Origin of the sequence: Candidatus Pelagibacter sp. Uisw_092 (genome assembly GCF_047729545.1) — a bacterium.
Taxonomy (GTDB): domain Bacteria; phylum Pseudomonadota; class Alphaproteobacteria; order Pelagibacterales; family Pelagibacteraceae; genus Pelagibacter.
In genome coordinates, this window is the sequence record NZ_CP159824.1 from 1,111,084 (window position 1) to 1,131,068 (window position 19,985).

Genomic DNA, 19,985 nt, shown 5'->3' on the forward strand with positions numbered 1-19,985 from the left:
TAAATACTGTAAATGTATTAACACGCATGGAGCAAAAAAATATTCTTTCTGTTAAAAACTTAAAAAAAATTTATTCTAGTAAACAGGCTGAAGATAATCATGCATTAAATAATTTAAACTTAGACGTGAAAGAAGGAGAAATTTTTGGTCTTCTTGGTCCTAATGGTGCAGGTAAAACGACATTTATAAATATTTTAGCTGGAACAGTGGTAAAAACAGCTGGACAAGTAAATGTCTGGGGTTTTGACTTAGATAAGAACCCAAGACAAGTTAGAGCTTCGGTTGGAATAGTTCCTCAAGAAGTAAATCTTGATCCATTTTTTAGTCCAAGAAAATTATTAGAACTGCAGGCTGGTCTCTATGGAATTAAAGAAAAAGATAGAATTACAGATACGATTCTAAAATTGGTATCCCTAGAAAAACAAGCTAACAGCTATGCTAGAAGTTTATCTGGTGGAATGAAAAGAAGATTACTAATGGCTAAAGCTTTAGTTCATCAGCCACCAATAGTTATTTTGGATGAACCTACGGCTGGTGTTGATGTGGAGTTAAGACAAAATTTATGGAAAAATGTAAAATTACTCAATGAACTTGGTGTAACTATCATTCTAACAACTCATTATCTTGAAGAGGCTGAAGAGATGTGTGACCAAATAGCTATATTAAATAAAGGAAATATTGTTGCCCTAGACAGTACTAAGAATTTATTAGATAGAATTCAAACCAAAAAAGTAACCTTAAAAACTGACATAAAGATTAATATTAACAATGATGATCTAGATTCTTTAAAAATAATCTCACACTTAGATAATGAGGTTTGCGTTTCTTATGAAAAAAGTAAAATTCACATGGAAGAATTAATTAATTTAATTAAGAAAAATAACGTAAAAATTATAGATATTTCAACTGATGATGGTGATTTAGAGGATGTTTTTTTAAGACTAATAAAAAACTAGATTATCACATTAATAAATAGTAATTTGTAGATATGGATCTATTAAAAACAAATTCAATTCAAAAAGTATTAAAAACATTTATTCTAATTTTTATAGGAACAATGGCTTTAACTATTTCAGCTAAATTAAAAATACCATTTTATCCTGTGCCTATGACAATGCAAACTTTTGTAGTTCTTTTTTTGGGAATTGCTTTTGGATATAAAATTGGCCTAGCATCTGTAGCTGTTTATCTTCTAGAGGGTATTCTAGGAATGCCTGTATTTTCTAACTCACCAGAAAAAGGTATTGGAATAGTTTATTTTACTGGTCCAACAATGGGATATTTAATTGGATTTTTATTTGCTTCTTTTTTTGCAGGCTATTTAAATCTTAATAAAAATATTTTTATAATTTTTGGAAAATTAATATTTTCTGTTTCTGCAATCTATATATTTGGTGTTATTTGGCTTGGAACTTTAATTGGATGGGATAAACCAATTCTTCAATTGGGAGTTACACCATTTTTATTAGCTGAATTATTCAAAATTTGCTTATTGACTATATTGGCTAAAAAGATTGTTAAATTTAGAAAATTTATCTAGGGGATCTTTTAGATAGAATTCTTTGTAAGGTTCTTCTGTGCATGTTAAGTCTTCTAGCAGTTTCAGATACATTTCTATTACATAATTCAAAAACTCTATGAATATGTTCCCACTTAACTCTATCAGCCGACATAGGGTTTTCTGGTGGTTCAGCCTTTTTCTCTGGATCAGCTAGTAATGCTTTCTCAACATCATCTGCGTCTGCTGGCTTTGCAAGATAATCAATTGCACCTTCTTTAATTGCAGCTACAGCCGTTGGAATATTTCCATATCCTGTTAACATTATAATTCTACTACTTGGATTAGAAATTTGAATTTGTTTTACTACTTGAAGCCCGTTTCCATCAGCTAGTCTAAGGTCAACAACAGCAAAGCCTGGTTTTTTTTCTTTAACAGATAGTATTCCTTTTTGTACACTCTCAGCTTGAAAAACCTCAAACCCTTTTTTTTCCATTGCTCTAGCAAGTCTGTCTCTGAAAGGATTGTCATCATCAACGATTAATAAGGTTTTATTGTCAAAATCACCAATTTTTTTTAAATTATTCAGTTCAGCCATCCAATTAATATGGTGCCTAATCTTATAATTTCAATATCTATTATTTACTTTACATTAATTAATTATTGCCTTAATTGCATAATTTATATGAAAGTTTTTAAGTATTTTTAAAAACTTTTTTTTATTAAATTTTTTTTGGAGATATAATGCAAAAATTTAAAACAGTTGATGATCTTATAAATCAACTAAAGCCAGAAAAACCTATTTACTGTATTAGGAAAAAATCAATACAATTAGCTTCTACATATTTTAGAAATAAATTTCCTGGTAAAGTACTTTATGCAGTAAAAACTAACCCACATCCTGAGGTACTAAAAACAATAGTAGAGAGTGGGATTGAGAACTTTGATATAGCCTCTATTCAAGAAATTAAAGATATAAGAGCAATTAATCCTAATGCAAAATGTTCATATATGCATACAGTCAAAAGTAGAGAAAGTATTAAAGAAGCTTATTTTAATTATAATGTTAAAGCTTTTTCCCTTGATACTAAAGATGAATTAATAAAAATTATTGAAACAACTAACGAGGCAAAAGACCTTAAATTATTTGTAAGAGTAGCCGTTTCAAATGAGCATGCTGAAATAGATTTATCAACAAAATTCGGAGCGTCCATATCTGAGGCGTCTGCTTTATTGAGATTAACAAAGCAATATGCAAAAAAAATAGGTTTAAGTTTCCATGTGGGATCTCAATGTATGCATCCTATTTCATATACAAAAGGGATTGCAGACATTGGAAATATAATAAAAAAAACTAAAATTATTCCAGATTATATTAATATTGGAGGTGGATTTCCTGCAATTTATCCAGATCTTGTACCTCAATCTTTGGATAATTATTTTGAAGAAATAAAAAAAGGTTTATCAAATTTAAAGTTGGAAAAACTTCCTGAAATATTATGTGAGCCCGGAAGAGCATTAGTTGCAGAAAGTGGGTCAACAATCGTAAGAGTAAATCTTAGAAAAAAACAAAAACTTTATATAAATGATGGAACATATGGAACTCTTTTTGATGCGGGTACACCAAACATAGTCTACCCTTCTCGTTTGATTAAAAGTGGAAGAGCAATATCAAAAAAACTAACTGCTTTTGATTTTTATGGCCCTACTTGTGATAGTATGGATTACATGAAGGGACCATTTCTACTTCCAAATAATATTAAGGAAAATGATTATATTGAGCTAGGTCAACTTGGAGCCTACGGTCTAACTTTCAGAACTCAATTTAATGGTTTTTATTCTAATGAAATTTATGAAGTAGAAGACGAACCTATAATGACGTTATATGGTAAAGAGAGCAATAAAGGTATATTAGTTGCTTAATGTCAGAAAACAAAAATTTAACTCATAATAGCAAAAAAAGCTTCTTACAAAATCCCGTTGAACACATCGATATTACTTCGTTTGATGCAAGGAAAATAATTTCCTCAATGGAAAAAATGTCTTTTGTTTCAAGAGAAACAGCAAATGCAGCCAATATTTTTAATGAAATGATTCAAGATAAAGATTGCACAATTTTTTTAACGCTTGCTGGGTCAACTTCTGCCGCAGGATGTATGAATATTTATAAAGATTTAGTTAAATATAATATGGTTGATGCAATTATTGCTACAGGAGCTTCAATAGTTGATATGGATTTTTTTGAAGCTTTAGGCTTTAAACATTACCAAGGTTCGCAGTTTCAAGATGACACTGAATTAAGGAAAAATTATATAGATAGGATTTACGATACATATATTGATGAAGAAGAGTTACAGGAATGTGATCAAAAAATATGTGAAATAGCAGATACACTTGATCCAAGAAGCTATACATCAAGAGAATTTATTTATGAAATGGGAAAATATTTAAAGAAAAATTCTAAAAAAAAAGATTCTTTAATTGAAACAGCATATGACAATAATGTTCCCATTTTTTGTCCCGCATTTACAGACTCAAGTGCTGGTTTTGGATTAGTCACTCACCAAGAAAATAATCCTAAAAACCATATTACGATAGATTCTATTAGAGAACTTCGTGAATTAACTGAAATAAAGATTCAATCGAAAGGATCTGGCTTATTTATGATTGGTGGAGGAGTACCAAAAAATTTTGTTCAAGATACTGTTATCTGTGCTGAACTTTTAGGAAAAGAGGTTGAGATGCATAAGTATGCAGTGCAAATTACAGTGGCAGATTCTAGGGATGGTGCTTGTAGTAGCTCCACATTAAAAGAAGCAAGCTCTTGGGGTAAAGTAGATATTGCAAAAGAACAAATGGTTTTTGCAGAAGCAACTAGTGTCCTTCCTTTGATTGCAAGTGATGCTTATCATAAAGGTGACTGGAAAAATAGAACGAGAAAAAACTTCTCAAAAATATTTAAATAAAATTGAAATATCTTTCTAATAAAAACGGGTTTCTAGGAATTGACAATGATGTTAATTTTAAAGAAAAAGTAGTAGTTGTTCCATTTGGTTTAGAAAAAACTGTAAGTTATGGTGGTGGAACTCGTAATGGCCCTAAAGAAATTATCAAAGCATCACATCAAGTTGAATTATATGATGAAGAATTACATTGTGAACCCTACAAAAAAATTGGAATTAAAACTTTAAAACCATTTAAAATTGATAAAGACATTAAAAAAGCTCTTAAAAAGATGTCTGATATAAATCAAGAAATATTAGATAAAAAACTATTTCCAATCACTTTTGGTGGGGAGCACTCAATAACACCCGGATGTATTGCTCCATTTGTAAAAAAACACAAAGAAATATGCCTACTACATTTTGATGCACATGCAGATTTAAGGGAGAGTTATAATGGAGAAAAATTTTCTCATGCTTCAGCTATTAGGAGATGTCTTGATCATAAAAATGTTTCAATAATCTCGTTTGGGATCAGAAATATATCTCAAAGTGAAATACCATTCTTAAAAAAAAACTCATCTAGAATTGATATCTTTTGGGCAAAAGACAAAAGTAAATGGGACTTAAAAAAATTTAAAAAAATGATAAAGAATAAAACAGTTTATTTAACATTTGATGTTGATGGTTTAGATTCAAGTATAATGCCCGCAACAGGTACACCTGAACCAGGTGGACTATTATGGGATGAAACTTTAAATATTATACGGATAGCTGCTAAAAACTCTAATATTGTTGGTGCTGATATAAATGAACTTTCTCCTATAAAAGGTTTTAACTCTTACAATTTTCTTGTAGCAAAACTTGCTTATAAAATTTTATCTTACAAATTTTTTTATTAAGCTTTAGAAGTCTTAAGTGTTCCTAATAATATTCTGAATGGAATTAGCATTAGCAATGCAACTAATACTTTAACCATTAAGTCTCCTAAGGATAATGTTATCCAAGGTATACCTGTTGCATAAAATGAGATAGAAAAGAACAGAAAAGTGTCAACGGTAGATCCAATTATGGATGAAGTTAATGGAGCAACAAACCATTTCATTTGTCTTAAATAGTCAAAAATTTGAACATCTAATAATTGTGCAACTAAAAACGCCGTACCAGATCCGATAGCTATTCTGACTGAAATTACATCTACAAAGTTTGTTGAAAAAAATAATGTGAATGCAATTCCTATAATAAACCCGATATAAACAATTTTTCTAGCAACAACTTTCCCATATGCTCTATTTGCTAGGTCTGTTATCAGAAAAGCAACAGGATAACTAAACGCTCCATAGGTTAGTATTTCTTCTAAACTATAATAATTAATTGGAAATTGTACTAAATAATTTGATGCTAAGACAACAATCCCCATTAAAAATGAGAGTGTTATAAAAACTTTTTTCATTAAGCTGATTTACTAGGAGATACTTTGGGTATTTTTTTTACAAATGGTGATTTAATTAATATACTTTTTTTTAATTTTTTTAATCTCGGTGATATATTTTTATTTCTTACTGTCTTTAAAAATTCATCAAAAGTACCTTTTTTATCAACACATCTCATGCCCGCGTTACTTACAGTCAATGTTAAGCTTCTTTTTAAAAGTTCACTTGTAAATTTTGTTTTTTTTAAATTTGGTAAAAATCTTCTATTGGTCTTGTTATTAGCATGGCTAACATTGTGACCTTTCATGGGTATTTTACCAGTTAATTCGCATTTTTTAGACATAATATTTATTGACTATATAAGATGAGTCAGTGACCTCGTCAAGTTTATTAGCTTTAATTGGGCTATTTCTTGCCTATTATTTCTCTAAAATTCTTAATCCCATCAGCAATTAATATTTCTTTTAGTTCTTTTTTTATCTTTCCAACAATATTAGGGCCTTGAAAAACCATACCAGTATATAATTGAACATAACTTGCACCAGCTAAAAATTTTTTATGAGCACTTTCACCTGAGTCCACACCACCTACTCCAATAATTTCAATTTTATTTTTTAATAATTTATAAAACTTACTTATTAATTTATTAGCCTCTTCTTCAAGAGGTTTTCCAGATAAACCACCCTTTTGATGTTTCAGTATATTTTTTAATTTACCTCTATTTTCTGCGGTTGTATTTGAAACAATTATTGCACTTACTTTGTGTTCTAACAATATTTTACTTAATACTTCAATTTGTTCATCTGAAATATCAGGAGAAATTTTTACAACAATTGGTATTTTAGATTTAAGCTTAATTTTTTCTTCTTTAACTAAATTCATTAATTCATCAAATTTAGTTTCATCATGAAAACTTCTTAAGTTTTCTGTATTAGGTGAGGAAATATTAACCGTAATATAATCAGCAATGTCATGAAAGGTTCTAAGTCCAATTAAATAATCATTTAATCTATCTTCACTATCTTTATTAGGCCCTATGTTAATTCCCAATAAACCCTTATTCAAATTTGATCGAATTCTATTACTTACGCTTTCTGATCCTAAATTATTAAATCCCAATCTATTTATAAGTGCTTCGTCTTCCACCAATCTAAATACTCTTGGTTTTGAATTTCCATACTGTTTGAGTGGTGTAACGGTCCCCACCTCAACAAACCCAAATCCAAGTTTAAATAAAGAATTATAAACTTCAGCATTTTTATCAAATCCAGCAGCCATTCCAATTGGGTTATCTATTTCTTTACCGAATAGTTTGGTCTTAAACATTGAATCATCTTTATTTTCATCCATTAAATTTGGTGTTAAATTTAATTTTAAAGACTTAATTGCTAAATTGTGAGCAGTTTCAGGATCAAGTTTAAAAATTAGTGATCTAAATTTTGAAAACATTATTTTATTTTTTCTGTTATTAATTCTTTAGTTTCTTTAACCCCAAAGAAACTTATGAAAAAACCCATCCTTGGTCCATTTTCATCTCCGAATACAACTTCGTAAATTAATTTAAACCAATCACGTAGATTTTCTGAATACCCATTTTCTTTTCCAGTTGAATAAATTAATGTTTGAATATCTTCAGGTAACATTTCATCACTACAATCATCAAGGGTTTTAACTAGAGCCTCTAATGCCATTTTTTCGTTTGAATTTGGTTTTTTATATTTTTTCTGTAGCTTAATTACATCATTAAAATATTTAATAGCGTAGCCTATTAATTTATCAAAAATTATATGATCTTTTTCTAAAATATCTTTTTTATATTTTTTTACAAACTTCCAAAGTAATTCCTTAGAATTTGCATTACTTGCCTCTACTAAATTTAAAAGCATTGAAAAACTCATAATAGTATCTTCTTGTGGAATTGCTCCGCTATGAACATGCCAGACTGGGTTCATTAATAGCTGTAATTCGTTTTGGTTTTTTGCTTTTTCTATAAAATCCAAATATTCATCAACTGTTTTTGGAACTATTTCTTTATATAGTTTTTTTGCTCTTTTAGGATTTTGATACATATACAATGAAAGACTTTCAGGAGATGCGTAATCCAACCATTGATCAATGGTGATCCCGTTACCTTTTGACTTAGAAATTTTTTCCCCTTTTTCATCTAAAAAAAGTTCATAAGCAAAACCAGATGGGTTTGTTTTTCCAATTAACTTAGCTATTCTTGAGGATAATATTGCACTTTCTATTAAATCTTTTCCATACATTTCAAAATCTATATCAAGCGCGTACCACCTCATAGCCCAATCCACTTTCCACTGTAATTTACATTGTCCATCTAAAATACTTGTTTCAAATTTTTTTCCATTATTATCAAAAATAATTTTAGATTTTTCTTTTAAGATTTCTAAAACTGGAATTTCTAAAACCTTTCCAGTATCTGGGCATATAGGTAAAAAGGGACTGTAAGTTTTTTGTCTTTCCTTACCAAGTGTTGGAAGAATTATATCCATAATACCTTGGTAATTTTCTAAAATTACCTGTAAAGTAGAATTAAAAAAACCACTCTTATAAAGAATTGTGGAACTTTTAAAACTATACTTAAATTTAAATTTGTCTAAAAAATCTTTTAGCATTTCATTATTGTGTTCACCAAAGCTTGAAAATTTTTGGAATGGATCTGGTACTTGAGTTAAAGGTTTATGAAGATTTTTTTTTAGCAATTCTTGATTAGGAACATTCTCAGGAACTTTTCTAAAACCATCCATATCATCTGAAAACGTTATAATTTCTGTTGGTATATCGGTAAGCTGTTTTAGGGCATTAACCATCATTGATGTTCTGGCAACCTCACCAAAAGTTCCAATATGAGGCAATCCACTTGGACCATAACCAGTTTGTAAAATAATTTTACCCTTTTTTTCAATAAAGGATTTTCTTTCACGCAACATTTTTTTAGCCTCAACAAAGGGCCATGCGTTAGTTTTATCTAAATTATCTTTTTCAATCACTTTGTTTAATAAGAAATATCTTATATTTACTGTTATTATTAACTCTTATAGAGTTGAAATTTATTTACCATAAAATAATGTTCTTTCAAAATGTCTAATTATAAAACTGTTTTTTTTACCTTAGGTATTTTACAAATTATTCTTGGAATCTCCATGATGATTCCAATTTTAATCCAGCTTATTTATTTGGAAATGGATTCTTCTTTTATAGGATCTTCAATAATTTCAATAATATTTGGTGTTTTATTTTTTTTAACAAATTTAAACCATGATAAAAAATTAAATTTACAACAAGCTTTCTTGTTAACGGCTCTGTCATGGTTAAGCATTGCAATATTTGGTTCTTTACCTTTTATTTTTTCTGCTCTTGAGTTATCTATTACAGATTCTTTTTTTGAAAGCATGTCTGGTATTACCACCACTGGATCTACAATTATTTCAAGCTTGGAGAGTGCCCCTAGATCAATACTTTTATGGAGGGCTATGCTTCAATGGTTAGGTGGAATTGGTATTATTGTAATGGCAATAACTCTAATGCCAATAATGAATGTTGGGGGAATGCAGTTATTTAAAATTTCAAGCAACGACTCTTCTGAAAAATTATTACCAAAATCTAAAGAAATATCTCTTAGATTAATTTATGTTTATTTAACTTTAACAACACTTTGTGCTGTTACTTATAAAATTTTTGGTATGAATATTTTTGATAGTATAACGCACTCCATGACTACAATAGCTACAGGTGGCTTTTCAAACTATAATGAGTCCATAGGATATTTTAATAGCCCATCTATAGAAATATCATCAATGATTTTTATCATACTGGGTAGTTTACCTTTTATTGCCTATATAAAATTTTTAAACGGTAATAAAAAAATATTTATTTCGGATGTTCAGATTATATCATTTATTAAGATAATCATTTTTTCAATTATTCTACTTTTTATTTATTCATTTTTTCAAAATAAAGATTTTTCACAAATCAATATAAGGGCAATTTTTTTTAATGTTATTTCTATTTTAACTGGTACGGGATATGTCACTGGAGAGTTTGATGGATGGGGAAATTTTCCATTAATTTTCTTTTTAACTCTGATGTTCGTTGGTGGATGTGCTGGTTCAACAACCTGTGGAATTAAAATTTTTAGAATTCAAATTTTATATTTATTTATTGTTAATCAGTTAAAAAAAATTATTTATCCAAGAGGAGTGTTTATAATTAAATATGACAAAAATAGTGTGGATGATAAATTTATGGCTTCTATTATTTCTTTCATTTTTCTTTACTTGGTTATATTTTTTGTAATAACTGCATTATTATCTTTAAGTGGTTTGGATTTTGTTACTTCGATTTCTGGTGCTGCAACTTCAATTTCAAATGTTGGACCAGGATTAGGTTCTACAATTGGCCCTAGTGGTAATTTTTCTAGTTTACCAGAGATGTCTAAGTGGATCTTGAGTCTTGGAATGATATTGGGTAGATTGGAATTGTTTGCTATACTAGTATTGTTTCTACCTTCATTTTGGAGAAATTAATTATGATTGAAATTAAAAAGCAATCACTCTCAGAAACTTTTTCAGTCTACTTTGATAAAAGAATGCTTAGAATATTGTTACTAGGTGCTATCTCTGGTTTTCCATGGGTTCTAATTGGAAGCAGTTTAAGTTTGTGGCTAAAAGAAGAGGGTTTAAGCAGATCAACAATTGGTTGGGCAGGATTAATATTTGCTGTTTATGCTTTTAACTATTTGTGGGCACCTCTTGTTGACAGACTTCAAATACCCTATCTAACAAAAAAACTTGGTCATAGAAGGGGTTGGATAGTTTTAATGCAAATTGCAATTTTAACTTGTCTTGTTACTTGGAGTTTTATCAATCCCACCGAAAATCTTGCTCTACTAATTACAGTTGGTTTAATTATTGCTATAGCTTCAGCTACACAGGATATTACTGTAGATGCTTTAAGGATTGAACAGATTGGTGAGCATGAAAACAAATCAATGGCAGCTGGTGCTGCGATGGCTGTTGTTGGGTGGTGGAGTGGTTATAAATTAGGTGGTGTAATAGCTTTGTTTACAGCAGAATATTTGCAGAATATCGGTGTTACCAATTACTGGCAAATTACATTTTTAATTTTAGGAGTTGTAGTAATTTTGATGAATGTAGGCTTAATGTTTGTTCACGAGCCCCTTTCTACTGATAGACAACTTAAGCAAAAAGAAACTGACAAACTTATAGAAAGTAAGCTTGGATCAAAAAATATTATAACTAATTTTATGGCCTGGATAAGCAGTACATTAGGTGGTCCTATATTAAGTTTTTTTAAAAAAAATGGATTTTCAGTTGCAGTCGGAATTTTAAGCTTTATTTTTTTATTTAAGATTGGTGAAGCTTTTCTTGGGCGCATGTCTATAGTTTTTTATAAAGAAATAGGATTCTCTAAAGGTGATATTGCAATTTACTCAAAAACTTTAGGATGGATAACTACAGTTATCTTTACATTATTAGGTGGGCTTTTTGTAATTAGGTCTGGAGTTTTGAAAGCAATGTTTCTTGCAGGGGTATTAATGGCTGCAACAAACCTATTATTTACCGTCTTGGCATGGAGCGACAAATCTGAGCTATTATTTGCTGTAGCAGTCATATTTGACGATATTGCAGCAGCTTTTGCAACAGTCGCATTTGTAGCCTTTATTTCCTTACTCGTGGACAGAACATATACCGCAACTCAATATGCATTACTAGCTTCTATAGGAACTGCAGGCAGAACTACACTCGCATCATCATCTGGGGCTTTAGTAGATTGGTTAAATGGTGATTGGGGGGTATTTTTTATCTTAACAGCTATTATGGTAATCCCTTCTTTAATTTGCTTATGGTTTATTAAAGATAAATTAAAACTTCGTGAAAAATAATCATTTTTATAAAAAGCCACTATCAAATATTTATAAGAAACCCTCTATAGTTTCAGAGATTACTTCTCAAATTTTATATGGTGAAAAATTTAAAATTTTATCTAAAAATAAAAATTGGATAAAAATAAAAGTGTCATTTGATAATTATATTGGTTACATAAAAAATAAAAATTATACAAATGATCATAAACCAACTCATAAAGTGTGTATTTTAAAAGCTAGTATTTTTAATAAATCGAGTAATAAGATAAAATATTTTTTACCCTTTGCTTCAAGAATTTCTGTAATTCAAGAAAATAAAAAATTTATAGAATTTGAAAAAAATAAATGGATTAAAAAAAATAATATAAAAAAAATTAGTTACATTGAAAACAATTATTTAAAAGTACTAAAATTATTTTTAAAAACTAAATATTTTTGGGGTGGCAAAACTTATAAGGGAATAGATTGCTCAGCTATTTTACAATTATTATATTATTATAATAATAAGTTTTATCCAAGAGATACAAAAGACCAAATAAAATACTCAGTAAAAGATATTAAAAGAAAAATATTTAAAAAAGGTGACGTTATATTTTGGAAAGGTCATGTTGCTATTTGTATTAATTCTAAAAAATTAATTCATGCATATGGTCCAGAGAAAAAAGTTTTAATTATGCCTATAACAGAAACAATAGATAGAATTAAAAGAACGGCAAAGTTAATAGTAAAAAAAGTATCTTCTATTAAATATTAACTTCTACCAAAATCTGGTTTATTGATATCTTGTTTCAATTTAATTATTTTTTTTCTAACTTTTTTAGTATTAACTAATTTCTTAATAATAGATTTATTATTTTTAGATTGAATATCTTTTTTAAATGCGTATAAATTTTTTATAAATAAATCAATAACTTTTGAAATATTTTTTTGATTATTAAAAAATATATCTCTCCACATAATTTCATTAGATGCGGCAATTCTTGAAAAATCTCTCAAACCACCCGCACTAAATTTAATTAATTCGTATCTTTTTTGTTTTTCAAAGTCTGTTGCTGTTTTAACTAAGTTATATGCAATTAAGTGAGGTAAATGACTTGTCATAGAAAAGACAGTGTCATGTTTCTTTGAATCCATAATTGCTACTCTGGAACCCATTTTTTTCCAAAACTTAGTCAGTATATTAAGGTGTTTCCTGTTAGTATTTTTTTCTTTTATTAATATGCACCATTTATTAAGAAACAAATTTTTTAACCCATGTTCGGGGCCACTAACTTCTGATCCTGCAATAGGATGGCTTGATGTCCAAAAAATTTCTTTTTTTAATCTTTTTTTAATTAAATCCATAGACTTTTCTTTAGAAGACCCAACATCTGTGATGATTGTTTTAGGTAGTAGATACTTATTTATTTTTAAAATTATTTTTTCATATTCTCCTAATGGTGTGCAAAATATTATCAAATCTAAATTAGGGATGATATTTTTTAAGTCATTTGTAACTTCACATGGCAATTTTAATTTTTTAATTTTTAAAATATTTGATTTTGATTTTTCATAAATAAATATTTTTTTACCTATTTTTTTATCTATTATTGACCTTAATAATGAAGAACCAATTAAACCACATCCTATAATTAAAATATTTTTCATAATTAATTAATTATAACCTTAATTGCTGCTAAAAGTTTTATATTTTCTTTTTTGGATCCAATTGTTAATCTTAATTTGTTTTTAATATTATACCCATCTTCTGTAGATCTTAATATAATTCCTTTTGATTGTAGTTTGTTAAAAACATAATTAGCTGAAAATTTACATTTATCAAAATTTAGTAATAAAAAATTAGCCGTCACCTCATTTGAAAAAATGTTTAGTTTTTCTAAAATATTTTTAACTTTATTTGCCTCTATAATATTATGCTTCACAGATTGTTTAATAAAATTTCTATCTTTTAAAGCTTCTGTTGCCGCAATTTGCGCTAGTTGATTTACATTAAATGGTGGTTTGATTATATTCATTGAATTAATAATTTTTTTTGAAGCATAGCCCCAACCAACCCTTAAAGAAGCTAAACCATAAATTTTTGAAAAAGTTCTTATTACAACTACATTATCTTTGTTTTTAAATAGATCTAAACTTGATCTATAATCTTTGTGTTTCATATACTCAAAATATGCATCATCTAGAACTAATAGAATATTTTTTTTTAATTTTTTTCTTAGTTCTAATAATTCTGATTTATCTAAAAAAGTACCAGTTGGATTATTTGGATTAGCAATAAAAACTATTTTTGTTTTTTTTGTAATTTTTTTAACTATCTCTGCCACTGAAACTTTAAAATTTTTTTCTTTTGAAAAAACAACTTTTGCTCCAACGATTTGTGCATAAATTCTGTACATTAGAAAGCTATATTGAGGTACAATTACTTCATCTGATGGTTTTAAATATAACTGGCAAATCATCTGAATAATCTCATCTGACCCTGCACCACAAATAATCTTATTAAAATCACAATTAAATCTTTTTGAAATTTCTTTTCTTAAAACTAGCGCTTTACTGTCTGGATATTTAGATAGAATCAGATTTTTGTTATTTAAAACTCTTTTTACTTTCGGGCTAACTCCTAATGCTGACTCATTTGCTGATAATTTTGTAATATTCTTAGCTTTACCAATTTTAGATTTTCCTGGCTTATAAGCTTTTATTCTAAATTTTTTAAACTTTGGAACTGTCATTTTATTAATCTTATAAATAAAATATTAAATTTTCATATAGAATAAGTCATTTTTAAAAAAATTTGACATAAGAAATACTATCTAGTACAAAAAAACTGCGCTGATTTAACAAAATTGCGAGCGCTTCAAAAAAACCGCTAAATATGTTTTTTCTCTCAAAATTCAAATTTAGCTAATATTTATGAATAAAAGTATAAACATAAAAAGTTTAATAATTAATAAATCATTAAAGTTAGATTGTGGCCAGAGTATTAACAATTTCCCTTTAGCTTATGAAACCTATGGTTCTCTTAATGAAAAAAAAGATAATGCTATTTTAGTCTTTCATGCCTTAACTGGTGATCAGTTTGTATCTGGAATAAATCCAATAACTAAAAAAGATGGTTGGTGGTCTTATGCTGTTGGCTCAGGTAAGGCTATTGATACAAATAAGTATTTTATAATTTGTGCAAATGTAATTGGTGGGTGTTTAGGTTCTTTTGGTCCTAGTAACACTAACGCTGAAACAAATAAAGTTTATGGAACAACCTTCCCCATTATTACAATAAATGATATGGTAAACGCACAGCACAATCTCTTAGATTTTTTTAAAATTGAAAAATTATTTGCAGTTATGGGTGGATCTATGGGTGGCATGCAAGTTCTTCAATTTGTAAGCAATTTTCCTGACAAAGCAAAAATAGCAATTCCAATTGCTTGTACTTCAAGTCATTCAGCACAAAATATTGCTTTTAATGAACTTGGTAGACAATCCATAATGGCTGATTCAAATTGGCTGAATGGAGACTATGCAAATCAAAATAAAAACCCTGATAAAGGTTTATCTGTTGCAAGAATGGCTGCTCATATAACCTATTTATCTAAAAATGGTTTACAAGAAAAATTTGGAAGAAAATTACAAGAAAGAGATGATTTAAAATTTAGTTTTGATGCTGATTTTCAAATAGAAAGTTATTTAAGGCACCAAGGAAGTGTATTCGTAGATAGGTTTGATGCGAATAGTTATTTATATATTACAAGGGCTATGGATTATTTTGATTTAACCAAAGAATATAATGGAAATTTATCAAAAGCCTTTGAAAAAACTAAAACCAAATTTCTTGTTATATCATTTACTTCAGACTGGCTTTACCCAACTTCTGAAAATAAAGAAATTGTTATAGCTTTAAATGCCATAGGTGCTGATGTTGCTTTTGTTGAAATTGAGTCAGATAAAGGGCACAATTCATTTCTTCTAGATATTCCTGAGTTTTTAAATACTTTGAAAGATTATATTAATAATTCCTATTTAAAAAATTAAAGATGAAGCAAGAGTTTAAAATAATTTCAGATTTTATTGAAAAAAATACAAGAGTTTTAGATGTTGGTTGTGGAGATGGAACGTTGATGGAGTTTTTACAAAAAAATAAAGAAATAGACATAAGGGGGATTGAGATTTCCAAAGATAACTCACAAAAATGTGTAAGCAAAGGCCTAACCGTAATTGAGGGAGATGCCGAAAAAGACCTTTATCAATTTCCTGATAGGTCTTTTGATTTTGTAATATTAAGCCAAACACTTCAGGCTTTCCTAAATCCAGAAATAGTTATTCAGGAGCTATTAAGAATAGGGAAAAAAGCGATTGTTACTGTGCCAAATTTTGGTTTTTGGAAGGTAAGACTCCACTTGTTAGTCAAAGGAACAATGCCAATTACAAAAAATTTACCTGATGAATGGTACAATACTCCCAATCTACACATGTGTACGATTAAAGATTTTTATAAATTCTGTAATGAAAGAAGTATTATTTTAGATAAAGCATTGGCTCTTCACAATGAAAAAATATCTTTTATTAATGAGGCAAATCTTAATATAAAAAATTTATCAGCTGAGCTAGGAATTTTTTTAATTGAAAAATAAATGAAGATTCAAATAATACCCTGCCTGCAAGATAATTATTCTTATTTAATAATTGATGAAGAAAATAATATTGCTTGCGTGGTTGACCCTAGTGAAGCTGATCCTATTATTAAATATTTGGAAAATACCCAAATTAAATTAAAATTTATATTAAATACACATCATCATTATGACCATGTGGGGGGAAATCAAAAGTTAAAAGAAAAATATGGAGCAAGTGTTATTGGATATAAGGGAGACAAGGAAAGAATTCCAGGAATAGATATCCTAGTAAATGATCAAGAAACTTGGTTACATAAAAACTTTGAAGCAAAAATAATACATGTTCCAGGACATACACTTGGCCATATATGTTTTTATTTTTACAAAGATGAATCAGTTTTTACTGGAGATACTCTTTTTTCTTTAGGTTGTGGAAAAATATTTGAAGGAACAAATGCCCAGATGTTTGATTCCCTGATGAAACTAAAAAAATTACCAGCAGATACAAAAGTTTTTTGTGGTCATGAATATACGCTACAAAATTCAAATTTTTGTATAGTTCACGATGATGATAACAAAAATCTTAAAACTAAAATAAATGATATAAAAATAAAATTAAAAGCTGGCCTTTCGACTATTCCATCTACCATCAAAGATGAATTAGAGTGTAATATTTTCCTTAGGTCGAACAATTTAGAAACCTTTTCAAAATTGAGGGATTTAAAGGACAATTTCTAGCTTATTCGGACTTGACTATAATAGGCTCCCGACTATATTGCTGTTATAAAAATTAGATTAAACAATGTCATACGCAATCATACAAACAGGTGGAAAACAGTACAAAGTAAAGGCTGGAGAAATCCTTAAAATTGAAAAATTAGAGGATTCTAAGCTTGAAACTAAGATAGAATTTAAAGAAATTTTAGCCTACGGAGATGATAAAAATATTGAAGTTGGGTCACCAACGGTTGAAGGTGCGAAAGTTGAAGCTGACCTTGTTGAAAATGGAAAAAATAGAACAATATTAATTTTCAAAAAAAGACGAAGACAAAATTCTAGAAGAAAGAATGGTCATAGACAGCAATATTCATTAATAAGAATTAGTAAAATATTTTCTAAAGATGGTAAAATTTTATCTGAAGCAGAAAAAATGGTTAAACCAACTAAAAAAATTGAAAAGGTTGAAGCTAAAGTAGAAGCTGAAGCAGTTAATAAATAGATTATATTATGGCTACAAAAAAAGCAGGTGGATCATCGAGAAACGGACGAGATAGTGCTGGTCGTAGACTTGGTGTTAAGAAATATGGTGGTGAAGTAGTGATTCCTGGAAACATAATTGTTAGACAAAGAGGAACTAAAATTTTTCCTGGTGAAAATGTGGGCATGGGAAAAGATCATTCAATTTTTTCTGTTGTTGAAGGAAAAGTAGTATTTAAAAAAGGTAGATTAGATAGAACATTCGTTTCCGTAAAACCCAATTAGTAGTACAACTAAAAACTAACAGTTGTAATATGAAGTTTCTAGATCAAGTAAAAATTTATGTAAAGGCCGGCAATGGTGGGCATGGTTCTCCTAGTTTTCGTAGAGAAAAATTTATTGAATACGGTGGACCTGACGGTGGTGATGGAGGTAAAGGTGGTACCATATTCCTAAGATCAGAAAGAAACTTAAATACTCTTATCGATTATAGATTTCAACAACACCATAAAGCAGGAAGAGGTGTAAATGGTTCTGGACAAAATCGTACAGGTCATGGTGGAGAAAATTTATTTTTAAAAGTTCCAATAGGTACACAAGTTTTTGAAGAAGATAATAAAACTTTAATTTATGATTTTAAAAAAGAGGGTGAAGAATTTATTGTAGCTAATGGTGGTAAAGGTGGTCTTGGAAACACTAGATTTAAAAGTTCCACTAATAGAGCTCCAAAAAAATTTACTAAAGGTGCAATAGGTGAAGAGTATGTAATTTGGCTTCAATTAAAAACTATTGCTGATGTTGGTATTGTTGGATTACCTAACGCTGGTAAATCAAGTTTACTGGCTGCTATTACAAATGCGATGCCTAAAATTGCAAACTATAAATTTACAACACTAAATCCAAATCTTGGTGTTGCAAGTTATGATGATAAGGAAATCACTCTAGCTGATATTCCTGGATTAGTTGAGGGCGCACATGAAGGTGTAGGTCTTGGTATTCAATTTTTAAAACACATAGAAAGATGTAAAACTTTAATGCATTTAATAGATATTACTGATGAAGACCTTGAAAATACTTATAAACAGGTTCGAAATGAGCTAGGGAGTTACAGTAAAGATTTACTAGAAAAAAAAGAAATAATTGTATTAAATAAGACAGACTTATTAGAGGAAGAAGAAGTGAAAGAAATTTTAAAGAATTTTTCTAAAAATAAAGATTCTCAGGTGGTTACACTCTCAACATTAGAAAAAGGCTCAATATCCAAAATTAAAGCTAAATTACTCTCTTATGTATCTTAAAAATTCTAAAATAATTGTTATTAAAATTGGCTCATCTTTGTTAATAGATGACAAAAAAAAAGTAAGAAAAAAATGGCTAAGTGAATTTGCTAAGGATATTCAGGAATTAATAAAACAGAATAAAAAAATTATCATTGTAAGCTCAGGAGCAATAGCAATGGGCTGCAAAAAACTAAATATTAGCAAAAAAAACCTTAAGATTGATAAAAGCCAGGCTGTTGCATCTATTGGGCAAATTGAATTAATGAATTTATTCTCAGAAATATTTGTTAAATTGAAAATTAATATTTCTCAAATTCTTCTCACTTTGGAAGACACAGAACAAAGAAGAAGAGCCCTTAATGCAAAAAGAACTTTTGATAACTTATTTAAACTAGGCTTTGTGCCAATAGTTAATGAAAATGATACTATTACTACTTCAGAGATTAAGTATGGTGACAATGACAGATTAGCATCTCGTGTTGCACAAATATCAGGCGCAGACTCACTTATATTGCTTTCTGATGTAGATGGTCTTTATACGCACAATCCAAAAATATATAAAAATGCAAAATTAATAAAAGAAATTAAAAATATAGATAAAGATATAGAAAAAATAGCCACTAAAAGTATTAGTGAGCATGGAACAGGTGGTATGAAGACTAAAATAGATGCTGCAAAAATCTGTCAATTATCAGGATGCCAAATGGTAATAGCAAATGGATTATTAAGCCGACCCATTAAAAAAATAACTGAAGAGAATAATTGCACATGGTTTTTACCTAAAGTTTCAAAATTGGCTGCTAGAAAGAAATGGATTATTAGCTCTATTTCACCTAAGGGCGCGCTCATTATTGATGACGGTGCAAAACAGGCACTTTCAAATGGTAAAAGCTTATTGGCAGCAGGAATAAAAAAAGTATCTGGCCGTTTTAGCAAAGGTGACCACATCAAAGTTTTAGATAAAAATAATTACGAATGTGCAAGAGGACTTAGCTCTTTTTCATCGAATGAAATAGAAAAAATTATGGGTCACCACTCAAAAGAGATAGAAAAATTACTAGGATATATTTCTAAATCAGAAGTAATTCATAAAGATGATATAGTAGAGGTATAA

The 19,985-nt window shown here is 28.7% G+C and carries 22 protein-coding genes; 15 read left to right on the plus strand and 7 right to left on the minus strand.

Annotation, left to right across the window (positions count from 1 at the left end; all coding sequences use genetic code 11):
• The first annotated feature begins 26 nt into the window (after positions 1–26).
• Both ABXT63_RS06190 and ABXT63_RS06195 read left to right on the plus strand, forming a co-directional pair.
• Positions 27–956: an ABC transporter ATP-binding protein gene (locus ABXT63_RS06190; RefSeq protein WP_415320699.1), complete on the plus strand. Its 930-nt coding sequence runs from the start codon at positions 27–29 to the stop codon at positions 954–956.
• A gap of 32 nt (positions 957–988) precedes the next feature.
• Complete coding sequence (locus ABXT63_RS06195) at positions 989–1,540, plus strand: biotin transporter BioY (RefSeq protein WP_415320700.1); 552 nt, start codon at positions 989–991, stop codon at positions 1,538–1,540.
• Here the strand turns inward: ABXT63_RS06195 and ABXT63_RS06200 are convergent.
• Positions 1,533–2,096 (minus strand): ActR/PrrA/RegA family redox response regulator transcription factor, encoded by a 564-nt coding sequence (locus ABXT63_RS06200; RefSeq protein WP_415320701.1) that lies wholly within the window; start codon positions 2,094–2,096, stop codon positions 1,533–1,535. The two genes, ABXT63_RS06195 and ABXT63_RS06200, sit on opposite strands and share 8 nt — an antisense overlap.
• A 146-nt stretch (positions 2,097–2,242) precedes the next feature.
• Between ABXT63_RS06200 and ABXT63_RS06205 the strand changes: the two genes are divergently transcribed.
• Genes ABXT63_RS06205 through speB form a run of 3 tightly spaced genes read left to right on the plus strand, consistent with a single transcriptional unit; the run spans position 2,243 to position 5,342 of the window.
• Entirely contained in the window at positions 2,243–3,421 is a 1,179-nt protein-coding gene (locus ABXT63_RS06205; protein WP_415320702.1) for a type III PLP-dependent enzyme, read from the plus strand.
• On the plus strand, positions 3,421–4,464 hold the full coding sequence (locus ABXT63_RS06210) for a 1,9-bis(guanidino)-5-aza-nonane synthase (RefSeq protein ID WP_415315066.1): 1,044 nt from the start codon (positions 3,421–3,423) through the stop codon (positions 4,462–4,464). The genes ABXT63_RS06205 and ABXT63_RS06210 overlap by 1 nt, the downstream gene beginning before the upstream one ends.
• A 2-nt stretch (positions 4,465–4,466) precedes the next feature.
• A complete protein-coding gene (speB, locus tag ABXT63_RS06215; protein WP_415320703.1) occupies positions 4,467–5,342 on the plus strand; it encodes an agmatinase in 876 nt (291 codons plus the stop codon).
• On the opposite strand, the gene ABXT63_RS06220 is transcribed toward speB, so the two are convergent.
• The 4 genes from ABXT63_RS06220 to ABXT63_RS06235 all read right to left on the minus strand — a co-directional run bounded on the left by ABXT63_RS06220 (position 5,339) and on the right by ABXT63_RS06235 (position 8,884).
• On the minus strand, positions 5,339–5,893 hold the full coding sequence (locus ABXT63_RS06220; RefSeq protein WP_415320704.1) for a queuosine precursor transporter: 555 nt from the start codon (positions 5,891–5,893) through the stop codon (positions 5,339–5,341). The two genes, speB and ABXT63_RS06220, sit on opposite strands and share 4 nt — an antisense overlap.
• On the minus strand, positions 5,893–6,216 hold the full coding sequence (gene rpmB, locus ABXT63_RS06225; protein ID WP_415320705.1) for a 50S ribosomal protein L28: 324 nt from the start codon (positions 6,214–6,216) through the stop codon (positions 5,893–5,895). The genes ABXT63_RS06220 and rpmB overlap by 1 nt, the downstream gene beginning before the upstream one ends.
• A gap of 62 nt (positions 6,217–6,278) precedes the next feature.
• On the minus strand, positions 6,279–7,322 hold the full coding sequence (locus ABXT63_RS06230) for a quinone-dependent dihydroorotate dehydrogenase (protein WP_415320706.1): 1,044 nt from the start codon (positions 7,320–7,322) through the stop codon (positions 6,279–6,281).
• The gene (locus ABXT63_RS06235; RefSeq protein ID WP_415320707.1) at positions 7,322–8,884 is read right to left on the minus strand and encodes a lysine--tRNA ligase; all 1,563 of its coding nucleotides are present in this window, start codon (positions 8,882–8,884) and stop codon (positions 7,322–7,324) included. Before ABXT63_RS06235 ends, ABXT63_RS06230 begins: the two co-directional genes overlap by 1 nt.
• 90 nt (positions 8,885–8,974) lie before the next feature.
• On the opposite strand from ABXT63_RS06235, the gene ABXT63_RS06240 reads away from it, so the two are divergent.
• Genes ABXT63_RS06240 through ABXT63_RS06250 form a run of 3 tightly spaced genes read left to right on the plus strand, consistent with a single transcriptional unit; the run spans position 8,975 to position 12,535 of the window.
• Entirely contained in the window at positions 8,975–10,420 is a 1,446-nt protein-coding gene (locus ABXT63_RS06240) for a TrkH family potassium uptake protein (protein ID WP_415320708.1), read from the plus strand.
• Between the two features lie 2 nt (positions 10,421–10,422).
• A complete protein-coding gene (locus ABXT63_RS06245) occupies positions 10,423–11,799 on the plus strand; it encodes an AmpG family muropeptide MFS transporter (protein ID WP_415320709.1) in 1,377 nt (458 codons plus the stop codon).
• The gene (locus ABXT63_RS06250) at positions 11,789–12,535 is read left to right on the plus strand and encodes an NlpC/P60 family protein (protein WP_415320710.1); all 747 of its coding nucleotides are present in this window, start codon (positions 11,789–11,791) and stop codon (positions 12,533–12,535) included. Before ABXT63_RS06245 ends, ABXT63_RS06250 begins: the two co-directional genes overlap by 11 nt.
• On the opposite strand, the gene ABXT63_RS06255 is transcribed toward ABXT63_RS06250, so the two are convergent.
• Together ABXT63_RS06255 and hisC are read right to left on the minus strand one after the other, a co-directional pair.
• Positions 12,532–13,428 (minus strand): prephenate dehydrogenase, encoded by an 897-nt coding sequence (locus ABXT63_RS06255; RefSeq protein WP_415320711.1) that lies wholly within the window; start codon positions 13,426–13,428, stop codon positions 12,532–12,534. The genes ABXT63_RS06250 and ABXT63_RS06255 overlap by 4 nt on opposite strands.
• Positions 13,429–13,430: 2 nt before the next feature.
• Positions 13,431–14,513, minus strand: a complete 1,083-nt coding sequence (gene hisC / locus ABXT63_RS06260; protein ID WP_415320712.1) for a histidinol-phosphate transaminase — start codon at positions 14,511–14,513, stop codon at positions 13,431–13,433.
• A 181-nt stretch (positions 14,514–14,694) separates the two neighbouring features.
• Here hisC and metX point away from each other — a divergent pair, with 181 nt between their 5' ends.
• The 7 genes from metX (at position 14,695) to proB (ending at position 19,985) form a co-directional block, all read left to right on the plus strand.
• On the plus strand, positions 14,695–15,813 hold the full coding sequence (gene metX / locus ABXT63_RS06265; protein ID WP_415320713.1) for a homoserine O-acetyltransferase MetX: 1,119 nt from the start codon (positions 14,695–14,697) through the stop codon (positions 15,811–15,813).
• A gap of 2 nt (positions 15,814–15,815) precedes the next feature.
• Entirely contained in the window at positions 15,816–16,412 is a 597-nt protein-coding gene (metW, locus tag ABXT63_RS06270; protein ID WP_415320714.1) for a methionine biosynthesis protein MetW, read from the plus strand.
• Complete coding sequence (gloB, locus tag ABXT63_RS06275; RefSeq protein WP_415320715.1) at positions 16,413–17,132, plus strand: hydroxyacylglutathione hydrolase; 720 nt, start codon at positions 16,413–16,415, stop codon at positions 17,130–17,132. It begins immediately after the preceding gene.
• Between the two features lie 64 nt (positions 17,133–17,196).
• Complete coding sequence (gene rplU / locus ABXT63_RS06280; RefSeq protein WP_415320716.1) at positions 17,197–17,613, plus strand: 50S ribosomal protein L21; 417 nt, start codon at positions 17,197–17,199, stop codon at positions 17,611–17,613.
• Between the two features lie 8 nt (positions 17,614–17,621).
• Positions 17,622–17,876 (plus strand): 50S ribosomal protein L27, encoded by a 255-nt coding sequence (gene rpmA / locus ABXT63_RS06285; protein ID WP_271525759.1) that lies wholly within the window; start codon positions 17,622–17,624, stop codon positions 17,874–17,876.
• Between the two features lie 29 nt (positions 17,877–17,905).
• Positions 17,906–18,889, plus strand: coding sequence for an Obg family GTPase CgtA (gene cgtA, locus ABXT63_RS06290; protein WP_415320717.1), 984 nt, complete (start codon positions 17,906–17,908; stop codon positions 18,887–18,889).
• Complete coding sequence (gene proB, locus ABXT63_RS06295) at positions 18,879–19,985, plus strand: glutamate 5-kinase (protein WP_415320718.1); 1,107 nt, start codon at positions 18,879–18,881, stop codon at positions 19,983–19,985. Before cgtA ends, proB begins: the two co-directional genes overlap by 11 nt.

What these genes read in the sequence shown, in the direction of transcription:
- ABXT63_RS06190 (WP_415320699.1), top strand. Translation starts at nt 27, where the DNA reads ATGGAGCAAAAAAATATTCTTTCTGTTAAAAACTTAAAAAAAATTTAT.
- ABXT63_RS06195 (WP_415320700.1), top strand. Translation starts at nt 989, where the DNA reads ATGGATCTATTAAAAACAAATTCAATTCAAAAAGTATTAAAAACATTT.
- ABXT63_RS06200 (WP_415320701.1), bottom strand. Translation starts at nt 2,096, where the DNA reads ATGGCTGAACTGAATAATTTAAAAAAAATTGGTGATTTTGACAATAAA.
- ABXT63_RS06205 (WP_415320702.1), top strand. Translation starts at nt 2,243, where the DNA reads ATGCAAAAATTTAAAACAGTTGATGATCTTATAAATCAACTAAAGCCA.
- ABXT63_RS06210 (WP_415315066.1), top strand. Translation starts at nt 3,421, where the DNA reads ATGTCAGAAAACAAAAATTTAACTCATAATAGCAAAAAAAGCTTCTTA.
- ABXT63_RS06220 (WP_415320704.1), bottom strand. Translation starts at nt 5,893, where the DNA reads ATGAAAAAAGTTTTTATAACACTCTCATTTTTAATGGGGATTGTTGTC.
- rpmB (WP_415320705.1), bottom strand. Translation starts at nt 6,216, where the DNA reads ATGTCTAAAAAATGCGAATTAACTGGTAAAATACCCATGAAAGGTCAC.
- ABXT63_RS06230 (WP_415320706.1), bottom strand. Translation starts at nt 7,322, where the DNA reads ATGTTTTCAAAATTTAGATCACTAATTTTTAAACTTGATCCTGAAACT.
- ABXT63_RS06240 (WP_415320708.1), top strand. Translation starts at nt 8,975, where the DNA reads ATGTCTAATTATAAAACTGTTTTTTTTACCTTAGGTATTTTACAAATT.
- ABXT63_RS06245 (WP_415320709.1), top strand. Translation starts at nt 10,423, where the DNA reads ATGATTGAAATTAAAAAGCAATCACTCTCAGAAACTTTTTCAGTCTAC.
- ABXT63_RS06255 (WP_415320711.1), bottom strand. Translation starts at nt 13,428, where the DNA reads ATGAAAAATATTTTAATTATAGGATGTGGTTTAATTGGTTCTTCATTA.
- hisC (WP_415320712.1), bottom strand. Translation starts at nt 14,513, where the DNA reads ATGACAGTTCCAAAGTTTAAAAAATTTAGAATAAAAGCTTATAAGCCA.
- metX (WP_415320713.1), top strand. Translation starts at nt 14,695, where the DNA reads ATGAATAAAAGTATAAACATAAAAAGTTTAATAATTAATAAATCATTA.
- metW (WP_415320714.1), top strand. Translation starts at nt 15,816, where the DNA reads ATGAAGCAAGAGTTTAAAATAATTTCAGATTTTATTGAAAAAAATACA.
- gloB (WP_415320715.1), top strand. Translation starts at nt 16,413, where the DNA reads ATGAAGATTCAAATAATACCCTGCCTGCAAGATAATTATTCTTATTTA.
- rplU (WP_415320716.1), top strand. Translation starts at nt 17,197, where the DNA reads ATGTCATACGCAATCATACAAACAGGTGGAAAACAGTACAAAGTAAAG.
- rpmA (WP_271525759.1), top strand. Translation starts at nt 17,622, where the DNA reads ATGGCTACAAAAAAAGCAGGTGGATCATCGAGAAACGGACGAGATAGT.
- cgtA (WP_415320717.1), top strand. Translation starts at nt 17,906, where the DNA reads ATGAAGTTTCTAGATCAAGTAAAAATTTATGTAAAGGCCGGCAATGGT.
- proB (WP_415320718.1), top strand. Translation starts at nt 18,879, where the DNA reads ATGTATCTTAAAAATTCTAAAATAATTGTTATTAAAATTGGCTCATCT.